Raw genomic sequence first — 13,918 nt, 5'->3', positions numbered from 1 at the left:
CTCAGGTCGAGGGGTATCGGTGGTGCCGCCCCGTCCCATGACCGGGTCCTGCCACGAGCCGCCGTTCGGGACGGGACCGGCCCCCACGCGCCGATGTAGCGCGCGCCGCACAGGAACCTGCTGGACAGCGGGCCCGCCGTCGGCTGGGATTGACGGGTGGCAACAGACACCGTGACCGACCTCTTCGAAGAACACCGGCCCGTGCTGACCGGCGTGGCCTACCGCATGCTCGGCCGGATCGCCGACGCGGAGGACGTGGTGCAGGAGGCCTGGCTGCGCTGGTCGTCCGACCGGCGCGACGACGTGAAGGAACCGCGCGGCTACCTCGTGCGGATCACCACCCGCCTCGCGATCGACCGGCTGCGGCACGTCAAGTCGCGCCGGGAGTCGTATGTCGGGCCGTGGCTGCCGGAGCCGATCGTCACCGACTTCGGCCCCTCGGTCCCCGACACGGCGGAACGGGCGGTGCTCGCCGAATCCGTGTCGCTCGCCGTGCTCGTGGTCCTCGAGTCCCTGTCCCCGCTGGAGCGGGCGGTGTTCGTGCTCCGCGAGGCGTTCGGCTTCCCGTACGCCGAGATCGCCACCACGCTCGAGAAGTCGGAGGCGGCCGTACGCCAACTCGCCGGGCGCGCGCGCAAGCACGTGGACGAGCGCAAGCACCGGTTCGATGTGGATCCCGCCGAATGCCGTGACCTCACGGAGCGGTTCCTGTCCGCCGCCTCGGGCGGTGATCTGGAGGGGCTGCTCTCCATCCTCGCCCCGGACGTGCGGCTGGTCGGCGACAGCGGCGGCAAGACCAAGGCGCCTCTTCGCGTCATGCAGAGCGCGGACAAGGTCGGACGCTTCGTCGTCGCGATCTCGCAGCAGCCGGTTCCGGACGCGGAGTTCCGTTTCGTCGAGGCCAACGGCGCACCGGCGATCCTCATCCTGTCCGGGGGCAAGCCGGACACCGTCATGCAGATGGAGGTGCTGGACGGGCGCATCCAATGCGTCTACATCGTCCGGAACCCTGACAAACTCGCCGCCTTCGCCGGACCTGACACGGACTGAGACCTCTTCTTCGCACGTCGGACCCCGTGGCCGTTATCCGGTCGCGGGGTCTTGTGCTGCCCCGCGGCTCTCAGTACGAAGGCCGCGTGAACGCTGTGCGAATCCGTTCCGCTGCGCAGCGTGACAGCCGCAGGATTGGTCTTGACCAAGTCGGAGGCCCGTCCTATGGTCGCAGGGATAGTGCAGGAACCTTTAATAAACAAGGGCGCGGAAAAGCCGCCGCTGACACGGCGATTGCGGAGGATCAGGGTGGGGACCACGCAGCTGGAACCGGTGCAGGAGCCCAAGTACTGGCACCTGAAGACCGTGCTTGCCGAGGCGCTCGACACCGACTTCACCGTCGGCGAGATCCTGCCGAACGAACGCGACCTCGCCGCCCGCTTCGGTGTCGCCCGCGCCACCCTCAGGCAGGCGCTCGAGCAGCTCGAGCTCGAAGGCCGCCTCCAGCGCCGCCGCGGCGTCGGCACGACCGTCGCCCCGCCGCGCGTGGGCGTCGACGTGACCACCTCGCGCCAGGACTGGCCGGGCACCGGACACGACGCCTGGCAGGCGGCCGAGTGCACCGTGGCCGTGCCGTCGGCGGCCGTGGCACGGCTGCTCGACACCGAGGCGGACGAAGCGGTGCACACCGTGCGCCGGCTGAGGGTGAACCACGGCCAGCCCGTCGCCGCCGAACTGCTCTACGTGCCGTCCTCGTCGGTGCCCGACCTCCCCGCCATCGAGGCGCCGTCCGGTCCGGCCCTCGCCCGCAGCGTCCTGCGCGAACTCCAGCGCCTCGACCTCGAGGGCCAGGACCGCGCCGTCGAGCTCGGCTCCGCCGGTGCCGTCGACGCCAGAGAGCTGGACCGGCTGCCCGGCGCGCCCGTCCTCGTCGTCACCACCCGGTACTTCTCCGCAGGGCGCACCGCCGCGGTGTCCGTCGCGACGTACCGCGCCGACACCTGCCGCCTCACCTTCGGCGACACCGGGGACGTCGAGATCAGCCACGACGGTCAGCAGCGCCGCGCGTCCTGACCACCGGACCGGCCCGCCGTGACACCCGCGGCGGCGCGGGTCGGGCGAACGTTGAAGTGCCCCGGCCCCGCCGCCGTCACTCAGCGGCGGGCCGTCACCGTGCCCTCGACGGCGAAGAGCTGCTCCTCCACGTGGTCCAGCGCCAGCCGCAGCGCGCCGGTCGCCACCGCGGCCTCGCCCAGCAGGGACAGCGCCACCCGCGGCGGCCGGAGGCAGTACCGCGCCAGCTCGTCGCGCAGCGGAGGCAGCACCCCGTCCAGGCCGGCGGCCCAGCCGCCGATCACGACCAGTTCCGGATCGAGCGCCAGCACCAGCGCCGCCACATCGTGCACCAGGCGCTTGTTGAACCGCTCGACGGCCGCCAGCGCGCCCTTGTCGCCACTCTTGGCCAGGGCGAAGACGTCCGCCACCGCCTGCTCGTCCAACGGGTGCAGCGGCTCCCCGGTCGTCGACAGCAGCTTCTCGGGCGTCTCGTCGCGGCCCAGCAGGTGCAGCGCGCCGATCTCTCCCGCCGCCCCGCCATAACCGCGGTGCAGCCGCCCGCCGATGAGCGATCCCGCGCCGGGACTGAGACCGGCGAGCACGAACACGATGTCGTCGGAGTCCGTCGCCGCGCCCTTCCAGTGCTCGGCCACAGCCGCCGCGTTCGCGTCGTTCTCCACCAGCACCGGGCAGCGGAACGACCTGCGCAGCCGCTCGCCCAGCGGAAGCCCCGTCCAGCCCGGCAGCGCCGTGGAGAGCCGTACGGTCCCGTCCGCCTCCACGATCCCCGGTGAGCCGACGCCCACCGCACGCAGACCGCTCCGTGCCACACCGGTCCGCCGCAGCAGGTCGGCGACGACCGCCCGGACCCGCTCCAGCCGGTCGTCGGCGCCGGCCCGCTCGGAGACGTCCCGTGAACCGGCCCCGATGATGCGCCCGTCGAGCCCCGACAGCAGCGCCGCCACCCGGTGCGCCCCGATCTCGATGCCCAGCAGATGCCCGGCCTCCGCCCGGAACCTGAACCGCCGCGCGGGCCGCCCCTGCTTGCGGGCCTCCCCCTCCTCGGGGACGAACTCGACGACCAGCCCCGTCTCGATCAGCCCTTCCACCACACCCTCGACCGTCGGCCGCGACAGTCCGGTGATCCTGGTCAGGTCGGTGAGCGTGGGGGCGTCGGCGCCCCGCAGTGAATGCAGTACCACCGCGGAGTTGATGCGCCGCAGCAGCGACGGGTCCCCGCCGGTCAGCCGCCCCACGTGTGTCCTCCCAGTTCGTGCCCGTGTTGGCCGGATCGTACTCGCTGCGGGCGCGCGTCGCGCCACGGGACCGGGACGGGCAGCCGGGGAGCGGGTGACGGTGTGCCAACTGTCAGTGGCGGCAGGTTCAATGGAGTCATGACCACGGCACAGCACCTCGCTGCGATCGACCTGCTGCGCGGCCGGGCGTTCCCGGCACAGCGCGGCAGGTCGGAGTTCGGCGACAGCGGTCCCGGCTACCACCTGGCGGAGCTGCGTACGCCGGCGGACGGCCTGGACGCGGCGGAGCGTGCGGCTGGCCGGTCGCGCGAGCCGTACGAGGCGGAGTGCGAGGCGCTGGTGGGCGCGTTGAGCAGCCGCTGGGGGGAGGGCCAGTGGTTCGCTCTGTGGTCGGTGTTCATCGGGACGATCTGCGGAGAGGCGATCCCCCAGCCGTGGGGGGAGTTGAGCCACCGCGTCGAGGATCTGCACCTCTGGCGCGTCGAGGGCCATTGGATAGCGGTGGGCGTCTCACGCGCCGAAGGCGAGGACGAGCACCGGTTGATCGCCGTCGTCACCGACGTCGACCCGCCCTAGATACTGACTTCCCATGGCACGCCACCCCCGCCTCTGAGCGAGACGGGGGGTGACGGCGGCTCAGCGGCCGACGGCGCAGGCGTCGCCGTTCAGTGTGAACCGAGGTGGCGGAGAGGCGTCACCGGTGTGGTCGGCCAGGTACCCCAGGGTGATGCTCGCGCCCGGAGCGATGTCGGCGTTGTACGGGACATTGGCCGCCGCGATCGTGTTGCTTCCCTGGGTCAGGTCGGTGTTCCAGTCGGAGACGACTCTCTGCCCGAGGGCCAGCGGGAACGCGAGCGTCCAGCCGCTCACCGCCGTGCTGCCGGTGTTCGTGACGGTGAGGTCGACCGTCGTTCCGGTGCCCCACGTCTTCACGGTGCGGTCCACACGGCAGGTGGGTTCCTCCCGCTGGAACGACACGCGGTGCAGGCCGCCCGGCAGGTCGTTGACCACGTAGAACTCCCCGTCGACTGTCGTGCCGATCGACGTCACCTGGGTCGGCATCTCCCCGATCTCGGCCTGTTCGTAGCCGCCGCTGCCGTCGGGGCGCAGTGCCCAGACCGTGGACGAGCAGTAGTCGGTGGCGATGTAGGTGCCGCCGACCAGGTCGGCGTACTGCCGGCCCCGGTAGACGTGCCCGCCGATGACCGAGCAGCCGCCGGTGTAGGGCGAGTACGTGAAGACCGGTTCCGTGTATGTCCCGCCGGGCGCGCAGTGGCCTCCTTCGAATCTCTCCAGGCCCTCGTAGCAGGACCAGCCGAGGTTCAGCCCTCCCTGCCCTGGCGGGAGGTGGTCGACCTCCTCCCATCGGCCCTGGCCGACGTCGCCGATCCACACGGAGCCGTCGGCGCCGTCGAAGGAGAACCGCCACGGGTTGCGCAGCCCGTACAGCCAGATCTCCTCACGGGCGCCGGGCGTGTCCACGAAGGGGTTGTCGGCGGGGACGCAGTAGGGAAGCGCGCCGCAGGCACGGCTCACGTCGATGCGCAGAACCTTGCCCAGCAGAGTGTCCAGCCGCTGGCCGGACGTGAAGGGGTCGCCGGAGCCGCCGCCGTCTCCGATGCTCCAGTACAGGTTGCCTTCGGGGCCGAACGCAAGCTGTCCGCCGTTGTGGTTGCTGTACTCGGCGTGTTCCTGGGAGAGCAGGACCTCCAGGCGGGACTCGTTGAGCCGGTAGCGGGCGAGCGTGACCGCGCCGTCGGGGAGGGCCGTGAACGCCAGGTACAGGTCCTGGCTGTCGGCGAAGTCTGGCGGGAGGGCGATGCCGAGCAGGCCGCGTTCGTTGCCCGATTGGTCCACGGCCGACGTGATGTCGATCAGCGGTGTACGGTCCAGGCCGGTGTCCGGGTGGTAGACGCGGACGGTACCGGGCTTCTCGGTGATGAACAGCCTGCCCGTGCCGTCGTCGGGTGCGGTCAGGGCGGTGGGCCGTCTCAGCCCGGATGCCACCTGGGTGGTGGTCGCGCTCAGCGACGGCAGAGGCACGGGCGCGGCGTCCGCCGCCGCTCCCGTCTTGGGTCGCGCGGCGTCCGCTGTGGTGGGGAGGGCCGCCGCGGCGGACGGGGGCGTGGCGGCGGGCAGCAGGGTGAGAGCGGTCAGCAGGAGGGCGAGCAGAAGGGGCCCTGCCCAGCGGCGTCTTGGCATGTCGGCTCCAGTGACGAGGATGCGTGGTCCGGTCGGTGGGCAGGTCGCCGTGCGGCGCTCCCGGCTGCGTGGCGCGCCGCGCCGGTACATGACGGCGCGGCGGGTCCCGCCGGACGGCGCTCGACGTCCGGCGGGACGGCCGGGTGACCGGTGGATCAGCGGAAGTTCACGTCACTGCACAGGAAGTAGGTCTGGTCCATGTGCGAGGCCTGCCAGACCGTGTAGACGACATGGCGACCGCTGTAGCCGGACGTACTGACGGGGATCGAGTAGTTCTGGCTGGGTGCGTACTTGCCCGTGCGGGCGACCAGCTGGAGGTCGCTCCAGCGCAGCGGCTGGGTGGTGGGGTCGAAACCCTGCCGCGTGACGTAGACGAGGAAGTAGTCAGCACCATGGCTGGCCTGGTCGTACAGCTTCACGGTGAAGTTCGGACCGACGTCCGTGGTCTTCCAGGCGCCCACGGTGTCCAGCGAGTTGTAGCGACCGCCTTCGGTCCGGCCGCCGCTGCACAGTTGCCCGTCCGGGACGACCGCCTGGAAGTTGCCGCCGGAGCCGTTGCGGTAGAGGCCGTTCCAGTTCCACATGGCGTTCGGGTCGGCCTGCCAGGCCTGCCAGCACATGGGGTCCTCCTGTGCCATGGCAGGGTTCTGGAAGTCGCTGCCCCAGCGCAGCCAGCAGCCGTAGTTGCGCGATGCCGGGTCGACGACCGATCCATGGGCCACGGCGGTGCCGCTCCAGGGGATCAGGCTGAGCAGCGCCGCGACGAGGGTCGTCAGGACGAGCGTCAGACGGCGTCGCTTGTGGTGTGCATGACAATCCATGATCGCCTTCTTCCGTGGGGGAATGCCGGATTCTTGGGGGTTCGGCGGCGTGGACGCTCCCATGATGGCGTGGGAGCGCTCCCACAGCTCCCAGGCTGCGCCTCATGAAACGGAGCGGCAACATCTGATTGCGCCACTTTCGCGCCGCGTGGCGCGAAAGTGGCGAAGCGAGGCGGTGTCGTGCCCCGGGGCACGGACAGCGGCAGCCCGTCCGGGCGGGCCCTGCCGCAGCGCCGGGCGGTGCCTGCCGCGCGTACACGACCCTCAGGGCCGGCCGGCGGCCTTCCGCAGCCGGCCGTACTCCTCGGCCATCGCCTGAAGCGTCCAATGGGCATTGAGCCCACTGGGGTTGGGCAGCACCCACACCCGCGCGCCGCCGATCGTCCGTTCCTGCGGCCCGATCCGGGCGGCCCGCTCCCCGAACGCCGTGCGGTAAGCGGTCACGCCCACCACGGCCAGCCACCGCGGCTCCAGCCGCTCCACCTTCGCGGCCAGCAGCCGGCCGCCCTCGCGGAACTCCTCGTCGCTCACCTCGTCGGCCCGGGCGGTCGTCCGTGCCACCACGTTGGTGATGCCGAGCCCGTGGTCGAGGAGCTCACGCTGCTCCGACGGCAGCAGTCGCCGCGGCGTGAACCCCGACAGGTGCAGCACCGGCCAGAAACGGTTGCCGGGGCGGGCGAAGTGATGTCCGGTGGCACCGGACATCAGGCCCGGGTTGATGCCGCAGAACAGCACGGAAAGGCCGTCCGCGACCACGTCGTCGATGACGCGGTCGCGGGCGGCCTCCAGCTCTGCCGGGGTGGGGCGGGTCAGAGGATCGCGCCCGGGGTGTAGGCGGCGGCCTCCGGGTGCTGCTTGGCGATCTCCTCGATCCTGGAGACCACGGCGGTCACCTGGTCGCCGGCGGCACCGGTGAACGACAGCTTGTCCGCCATCAGTTCGTCCAGCTGCGCGCGGTCCAGCGGAATCCGCTCGTCGGCGGCGAGCTTGTCCAGCAGCTCGTTGCGCTCCGCACCCTGCTCCCGCATGGCGAGGGCGGACGCGACCGCGTTCTCCTTGATCGCCTCGTGCGCGACCTCGCGGCCGACACCGGCACGGACCGCGCCCATGAGGACCTTCGTGGTGGCGAGGAACGGGAGGTAGCGGTCCAGCTCACGGGCGACGACCGCCGGGAACGCGCCGAACTCGTCGAGCACCGTCAGGAACGTCTCCAGCAGCCCGTCGAGCGCGAAGAACGCGTCGGGCAGGGCCACCCGGCGGACCACGGAGCAGGACACGTCGCCCTCGTTCCACTGGTCGCCGGCGAGCTCGCCGGTCATCGAGGCGTAGCCCCGCAGGATGACCATCAGGCCGTTGACGCGCTCGCAGGAGCGGGTGTTCATCTTGTGCGGCATCGCGGACGAGCCGACCTGGCCCGGCTTGAAACCTTCGGTGACCAGCTCGTGCCCGGCCATCAGGCGGATCGTCTTGGCCACCGAAGAAGGCGCCGCCGCCAGCTGCACCAGGGCGGACACGACGTCGTAGTCCAGCGAACGGGGGTAGACCTGGCCCACCGAGGTGAACGCGTGGCCGAAGCCCAGGTGGGCGGCGATGCGCTGCTCCAGCTCGGCCAGCTTCGCGGCGTCGCCGCCCAGCAGGTCGAGCATGTCCTGCGCGGTGCCGACGGGGCCCTTGATGCCCCGCAGCGGGTAGCGGCCCAGCAGGTCCTCGAGACGCCCGTGGGCGACGAGCAGCTCGTCGGCGGCCGTCGCGAACCGCTTGCCGAGCGTGGTGGCCTGGGCGGCGACATTGTGGGACCGGCCGGCCATGACCAGCTCCGCGTACTCGCCGGAGAGCTTGCCCAGCCGCGCGAGCACGGCGACCGTACGGTCGCGCATCAGCTCCAGCGACAGCCGGACCTGGAGCTGCTCGACGTTCTCCGTGAGGTCACGGGAGGTCATGCCCTTGTGGACGTGCTCGTGGCCGGCGAGGGCGTTGAACTCCTCGATCCGGGCCTTCACGTCGTGGCGGGTGACCTTCTCGCGCTCGGCGATCGACGCCAGGTCGACCTGGTCGAGCACCCGCTCGTAGTCGGCCAGCGCGGCGTCCGGTACCTCGATCCCGAGGTCCTTCTGCGCGCGCAGCACGGCCAGCCAGAGCTGACGCTCCAGCTTCACCTTCTGCTCGGGGGACCAGAGCACGGCGAGCTGCGCGGAGGCGTAGCGGCCGGCAAGAACATTGGGGATGCGAGGCTTCGCAGACACAGCAGTCACGTGTGCAGATTCTACTGTGGGTTTGCGCAGCTCAGCGCCCCGCCCGTGGTTGTAGCTTGCTACGAGGGCGTCAGGCGTCGGCCGACGGCGGGCGGAAGGGCTCGTAAGGCAGCAGGTCGGGCCGCTTCGCGGGCCTGCCGTCGCCGGAGGACCGCCCGGTCAGCCGCCGTCCGATCCACGGCCCCAGGTGCCGGCGGGCGAACTGCGCGTCGGCGACCCGCCGCGCCGCCCAGCTCGCCCGGAGCGCCGGCGGCAATGGTGCCTGCCAGTCGTCCGCGGCCTCCAGGCCGAGCGTCTGCCAGACCGCCTCCGCGACCCGGCGGTGCCCCTCGGCCGTCAGGTGCAGCCGGTCCACGTCCCACATCCGCTGATCGCCGAGAGCGGCGGAGCCGTAGAGGTCGACGACGAGCGCGCCGTGCCGTGCCGCGAGCGAGTCGACATGGGCGAACAGTTCCTCCATGCGCGGACGGAACCGCTCCATCACCGGGCCCTGGCGGCCGGGGCTGCGCATCAGCACCAGCTGTCGGCACGACGGCGCGAGCTTCTCCACCGCCTCCTCCAGGAGATCGCGCACCCGCACCATGTCGCACTTGGGCCGCAGGGTGTCGTTGAGTCCGCCGACGAGGGTGATCACGTCGGCGTTCATCGAGGCGGCGACATCGACCTGCTCGGCGACGATCTGTCCGATCAGCTTGCCGCGCACCGCGAGGTTCGCGTAGCGGAAGCCGGGGGTACGGGCCGCCAGCCGGCCCGCGAGGACGTCCGCCCAGCCGCGGTAGGAGCCGTCGGGGAGCAGATCGGACATGCCCTCCGTGAACGAGTCACCGACCGCGACGTAGCTGGTGTAGTTGGCACTGATCTCCATGGCGCAGCGATCCTACCGTGCGGTAGGGTCCGTCGGTTCCGTACCCGGAGGGGAGCTTTCGTGAGTGACGCGCTGCTCAACACCCTGGCCGAAGCGCTGGCCGAAGTGGTGACCCTGATCGACACCTGCGACGACGACGTGCTCGACCCGGACACCGCCGTGAAGTGGCTCGAATCCACCGCGTTCCTGCTGGACAGGCTCCCTCCCGCGGACCGCCGCGAGCTCGCGGAACGTGTCCGCGCGGCGGCCGGACGCCACCCGGAAGGCGGCTGGCGCGACGGCCTGCTCCGGGTGCCGGACGGCTTCGGCCTCGACGACGACCAGCACGAGCGGTACTGCGAGTCCATCGCGCGCGTCGTGGCCGACTTCACGGCGGCGGTACGGGACGCGGACCCGGCGACGCCCGTCCCCACCTGCCCCGGCTGGACCCTGGCCGATCTGGTCGCGCACCACGGCACGACGCACCGCTGGGCGGAGCATGTCGTACGCACCCGGGCCGCCGAGCGTGTCCGGGCGCGTGAAGTGCCTCTCGACCTGCCGGACGAGCCGTCGGCGTACCCGCAGTGGATGGCCGACGCCGCCGAGTCCTCCCTGCGCACCCTGCGCACGGTGGACCCGGACCTTCCGATGTGGTCCCACGGCGCGGACCAGCGCGTCGCCTTCTACCCGCGGCGGCTGCTCTTCGAGGCGGTGATCCACTGCGCCGACGCGCAGTTGGCCCTCGGGCAGGAACCCCGCGTCGAGCCGGGGACGGCGGCGGACGGCATCGCGGAGTTCTTCGAGAACGTGCCCTGTTACACCTGGATCACCGAGCGGCTGACGTCGTCGGCCGGCGGCTCGGTCCGGCTGCTCGCCCGGGACACCGGCGCGGCCTGGACGATCACGTTCAGCGCCGCCGGCTTCTCGTGGACGGCGACGGTGGAGGCGGCCGACGTCACCGTGTCGGCGGACGTGGCGGACCTCCTGCTCCTCGTCTACGGCCGCCGCCGGCCGGACGAGGACCGTTTCACGGTCCGGGGCGGGGGTGCGGTGCTGGACGCATGGCTGGGCGCCATGGCGATGTAGCCGCTGCGCGGGGCGGTTTCCCCTACCCGCCCCTTCCCGAAACCGGGCTCCGCCCGGACCCGTACCGCGCTCCGCGCGATGCCCTCAAGCGCCGGGCGGCCTGGAAATGCCCGCCCGTCACCCCGGCTTGTCGGGCTCCGCCCGGACCTGTACCCCGCTGCGCGCGGCCTGCAGTCGCCGGGCGGCCTGGAAATGCCCCCGCCCGTCACCCCGGCTTGTTGGGCTCCGCCCGGACCTGTACCCCGCTGCGCGCGGCCTGCAGTCGCCGGGCGGCCTGGAAATGCCCCCGCCCGTCACCCCGGCTTGTTGGGCTCCGCCCGGACCTGTACCCCGCTGCGCGCGGCCTGCAGTCGCCGGGCGGCCTGGAAATGCCCCCGCCCGTCACCCCGGCTTGCCCACCAGCTCCCGCAGGATGTCCTCCATCGTGACCAGGCCCTCCGGCCGGCCGTTCTCGTCGAGGACGGCCGCCAGGTGCGTACGGCTCCGGCGCATCGCCGTGAGGACGTCGTCGAGCGGGGTCGTCGCCCGGACCCGGGCGATCGGCCGCATCGCCGACACGGGGAACGCCCTGTTCCTCGGCGCCGCGTCCAGGGCGTCCTTCACATGGAGGTAGCCGAGGATGCGCCGTCCCGCGTCCACCACGGGGAAGCGTGAGAAGCCCGACTCCGCGGACAGCCGCTCCAGTTGTTCCGGCGTCGTACCGGCCTGGGCGTACACCACGCGCTCGATGGGCATCACCACGTCGCGCACGGGCCGGCGGCCGAGTTCGAGCGCGTCCCGCAGCCGTTCCGCGGAGCGGTCGTCGAGCAGGCCGGCCTCGCCGGCGTCCTGCACCAGGTTCGCCAGCTCGTCGTCGGAGAACGTGGCGGTCACCTCGTTCTTCGTCTCGACACGCAGCAGCTTGAGCAGGCTGTTCGCGAAGGCGTTGACCATGACGATGACCGGGTGCAGGCCGCGCGCGAGCGTGACCAGCGGCGGGCCCAGCCACAGCGCGCTGCGCACCGGCTCCGCGAGCGCGATGTTCTTCGGCACCATCTCGCCGAGCAGCATGTGGAGGTACGTCGCGAGCGACAGGGCGATGACGAACGAGATCGGGTGGACCGCACCGTGCGGCACGCCCACCGCGTCGAAGACCGGCTCGAGCAGGTGCGCCATGGCCGGCTCGGCGACGATGCCGAGGACCAGCGTGCACAACGTGATGCCCAGCTGGGCGGCGGCCATCAGGTCCGAGACGTGCTGGAGACCCCACAGGACGCTGCGGGCCCGGCGGTTGCCGGCCTGTGCCTCCGGCTCGATCTGACTGCGGCGGACGGAGATCAGCGCGAACTCCGCGCCGACGAAGAAGGCGTTGGCGACCAGGGTCAGGAAGCCGATGAAGAGCTGGATCGCGATCATCGTCCGGCCTCCTGGATCTCGTCGGCCCCTTCCGCGGCGATCGGTGGCGCGTGCATCAGCACCCGCGCCGCTCGCCGTCCGGACGCGTCGACGACATCGAGCTGCCATCCGTCCATGTCGATGCGGTCGCCTTCGGCCGGGATGCGTCCCAGCTCGGTGGCGACGACTCCGGCGAGCGTCTCGTACGGACCGTCGGGCACCTGGAGGCCGATGGCCGCCAGCTGGTCGGTGCGCGCGGCGCCGTCGGCGGACCACAGGATCCGTCCGTCGGCGTCCTCGCCCGCGGGGGCGAGGTCGGGCGTCTCGTGCGGGTCGTGCTCGTCGCGGACCTCGCCGACGACCTCCTCCACGATGTCCTCCATCGTCACGACACCGGCCGTGCCGCCGTACTCGTCGATGACGACGGCCATGGTGGACCTGCCCTGGAGCCGGTCGAGCAGCCGGTCGACGGTCAGTGACTCGGGCACGAGGACCGGTTCCCGCAGCAGTTCCGAGACGCGCAGCCGCCGGCGGTGTTCCGCGGGCACGGCCAGGACGTCCTTGATATGGGCGATGCCGACCACGGTGTCGAGGCTGCCCCGGTAGACGGGGAAGCGGGACAGGCCGGTGGCCCGGGTCGCGTTGGCGACGTCCTCGGCCGTGGCCTGCGCCTCCAGAGCCGTGACCTGCACCCGGGGGGTCATCACGTTCTCCGCGGTGAGTTCGCCGAGGCCGAGGGTACGGACGAACAGCTCCGCGGTGTCCGCCTCGAGCGCGCCTTCCTTGGCCGAGTGGCGGGCCAGGGCGACGAGCTCCTTGGGGCTGCGGGCGGAGGCCAGCTCCTCCGTCGGCTCCATGCCCAGCCGCGTCACCATGCGGTTGGCGGTGTTGTTGAGATGGGAGATCAGGGGCCGGAACGCGGCGGTGAAGATCCGCTGCGGCGTAGCGACCACCTTGGCGACGGCCAGGGGTGAGGAGATGGCCCAGTTCTTCGGGACGAGCTCGCCGACGACCATCAGGACGACGGTCGACAGGGCCGTGCCGATGACCAGCGCGACGGACGACGCCACGGCAGGGGAGAGGCCGAGGTCCTCGACCGGTCCGCGGATGAGCGTGGCGATCGACGGCTCGGCGAGCATGCCGACGACCAGGTTGGTGACCGTGATGCCGAGCTGTGCGCCGGAGAGCTGGAACGTGAGGCTGCGGGCGGCCTTGAGCGCGCCGGCCGCGCCTCGTTCCCCGCGCTCCGCCGCTCGTTCGAGATCGCTGCGCTCGACCGTCGTGAGCGAGAACTCTGCCGCGACGAAGGCTCCACATGCGACGGAGAGCAGCACGGCCACGGCGAGCAGAAGCACTTCGGTCATCGGTTCACCTCCATCCCATGATCCGGCAGGGGGAGAAGGTTTGCGCGATGTCGGCTACTAGGAGGCTCGCCCATGGGCGGACGCTCACACCTTTCGTACGGGAGTGGACAGTGCGCCCATGGTAAAGGACGGGCAAAAGCGTGGAGGCGGGCGGTGGGGGTCAGCTGAACGGTTTGACCCAGCGGCGCCAGTGGTCCTCGCGTGCGTACCCGGCGGACGTCCACGCCCGGTGAGCCTGCTCGTTGGCCTCGAGGACCATCGCGTCCCCGCGGCGGCCGCCCACCGCGGCGAACCGCTTCTCCGCCGCGTCGAGCAGGGCGGTCGAGATGCCGCGCCGGCGGTGGGAGGGCAGCACGGCCAGCCGGTACAGGGAGCAGCGCCAGCCGTCGTAGCCTGCGATGACGGAGCCCACGAGCACGCCGTCCGACTCGGCGAGGATGAGCGCCTCGGGGTCACGGTCGATGAGCCGCGTGACGCCGTCCACGTCGTCCGTGATGCTCGTGCCCTCCGCGGCCTCCTTCCAGAAGGCCAGCACGGCCTCGGCCTCGTCGGGAGCGGCGTTGCGTATGAGCAGGTCGGTCATGGCGGTGAGCCAAGCACGCCCGCGACCGGCACCGCCACCGTCTTTCCGCGCTGTGAGACGGGATACGGCCGGGCCGCCCTTGCACTGCTA

13 protein-coding genes are annotated in these 13,918 nt (G+C 71.8%); 4 read left to right on the top strand and 9 right to left on the bottom strand.

Features of this window, described 5'->3' with window-relative positions; all coding sequences use genetic code 11:
• Nucleotides 1–156: 156 nt before the first annotated feature.
• Together ACTMTU_RS26435 and ACTMTU_RS26430 are read left to right on the top strand one after the other, a co-directional pair.
• Complete coding sequence (locus tag ACTMTU_RS26435) at nucleotides 157–1,050, top strand: RNA polymerase sigma-70 factor (protein WP_441265941.1); 894 nt, start codon at nucleotides 157–159, stop codon at nucleotides 1,048–1,050.
• A gap of 249 nt (nucleotides 1,051–1,299) precedes the next feature.
• Nucleotides 1,300–2,064 carry a GntR family transcriptional regulator gene (locus tag ACTMTU_RS26430; RefSeq protein WP_441266002.1) on the top strand — a complete coding sequence of 255 codons (765 nt, stop codon included), beginning with the start codon at nucleotides 1,300–1,302 and terminating at the stop codon, nucleotides 2,062–2,064.
• An 80-nt stretch (nucleotides 2,065–2,144) separates the two neighbouring features.
• Here the strand turns inward: ACTMTU_RS26430 and ACTMTU_RS26425 are convergent, their stop codons facing one another.
• A complete protein-coding gene (locus ACTMTU_RS26425; protein WP_441265940.1) occupies nucleotides 2,145–3,302 on the bottom strand; it encodes an ROK family transcriptional regulator in 1,158 nt (385 codons plus the stop codon).
• 138 nt (nucleotides 3,303–3,440) lie between these two features.
• Between ACTMTU_RS26425 and ACTMTU_RS26420 the strand changes: the two genes are divergently transcribed.
• Nucleotides 3,441–3,878 (top strand): hypothetical protein, encoded by a 438-nt coding sequence (locus ACTMTU_RS26420; protein ID WP_441265939.1) that lies wholly within the window; start codon nucleotides 3,441–3,443, stop codon nucleotides 3,876–3,878.
• 60 nt (nucleotides 3,879–3,938) lie between these two features.
• Here the strand turns inward: ACTMTU_RS26420 and ACTMTU_RS26415 are convergent, their stop codons facing one another.
• From ACTMTU_RS26415 to ACTMTU_RS26395, 5 genes are all read right to left on the bottom strand, one after another.
• Nucleotides 3,939–5,504: a PQQ-dependent sugar dehydrogenase gene (locus ACTMTU_RS26415; RefSeq protein WP_441265938.1), complete on the bottom strand. Its 1,566-nt coding sequence runs from the start codon at nucleotides 5,502–5,504 to the stop codon at nucleotides 3,939–3,941.
• A 155-nt stretch (nucleotides 5,505–5,659) separates the two neighbouring features.
• Complete coding sequence (locus ACTMTU_RS26410) at nucleotides 5,660–6,325, bottom strand: lytic polysaccharide monooxygenase auxiliary activity family 9 protein (protein ID WP_441265937.1); 666 nt, start codon at nucleotides 6,323–6,325, stop codon at nucleotides 5,660–5,662.
• 264 nt (nucleotides 6,326–6,589) lie between these two features.
• Nucleotides 6,590–7,138 (bottom strand): G/U mismatch-specific DNA glycosylase, encoded by a 549-nt coding sequence (mug, locus tag ACTMTU_RS26405; protein WP_441266001.1) that lies wholly within the window; start codon nucleotides 7,136–7,138, stop codon nucleotides 6,590–6,592.
• Nucleotides 7,135–8,577, bottom strand: coding sequence for an adenylosuccinate lyase (gene purB / locus ACTMTU_RS26400; RefSeq protein WP_005320314.1), 1,443 nt, complete (start codon nucleotides 8,575–8,577; stop codon nucleotides 7,135–7,137). The genes mug and purB overlap by 4 nt, the downstream gene beginning before the upstream one ends.
• A 70-nt stretch (nucleotides 8,578–8,647) precedes the next feature.
• Nucleotides 8,648–9,442 (bottom strand): SGNH/GDSL hydrolase family protein, encoded by a 795-nt coding sequence (locus ACTMTU_RS26395; RefSeq protein ID WP_441265936.1) that lies wholly within the window; start codon nucleotides 9,440–9,442, stop codon nucleotides 8,648–8,650.
• Between the two features lie 60 nt (nucleotides 9,443–9,502).
• On the opposite strand from ACTMTU_RS26395, the gene ACTMTU_RS26390 reads away from it, so the two are divergent.
• Nucleotides 9,503–10,507, top strand: coding sequence for a maleylpyruvate isomerase family mycothiol-dependent enzyme (locus tag ACTMTU_RS26390; protein ID WP_441265935.1), 1,005 nt, complete (start codon nucleotides 9,503–9,505; stop codon nucleotides 10,505–10,507).
• Nucleotides 10,508–10,888: 381 nt separating this feature from the next.
• On the opposite strand, the gene ACTMTU_RS26385 is transcribed toward ACTMTU_RS26390, so the two are convergent.
• From ACTMTU_RS26385 to ACTMTU_RS26375, 3 genes are all read right to left on the bottom strand, one after another.
• The gene (locus tag ACTMTU_RS26385; RefSeq protein WP_441265934.1) at nucleotides 10,889–11,902 is read right to left on the bottom strand and encodes a hemolysin family protein; all 1,014 of its coding nucleotides are present in this window, start codon (nucleotides 11,900–11,902) and stop codon (nucleotides 10,889–10,891) included.
• Nucleotides 11,899–13,245, bottom strand: a complete 1,347-nt coding sequence (locus ACTMTU_RS26380) for a hemolysin family protein (RefSeq protein ID WP_441265933.1) — start codon at nucleotides 13,243–13,245, stop codon at nucleotides 11,899–11,901. The genes ACTMTU_RS26385 and ACTMTU_RS26380 overlap by 4 nt, the downstream gene beginning before the upstream one ends.
• 160 nt (nucleotides 13,246–13,405) lie before the next feature.
• Nucleotides 13,406–13,828: a GNAT family N-acetyltransferase gene (locus ACTMTU_RS26375; RefSeq protein ID WP_441265932.1), complete on the bottom strand. Its 423-nt coding sequence runs from the start codon at nucleotides 13,826–13,828 to the stop codon at nucleotides 13,406–13,408.
• Between the last annotated feature and the right edge of the window lie 90 nt (nucleotides 13,829–13,918).

This window comes from Streptomyces sp. OZ13, from assembly GCF_052068155.1.
Lineage (GTDB): Bacteria > Actinomycetota > Actinomycetes > Streptomycetales > Streptomycetaceae > Streptomyces.
Note: the sequence above shows the minus strand (reverse complement) of the source record. Positions and strands in the feature narration are given on the sequence as shown.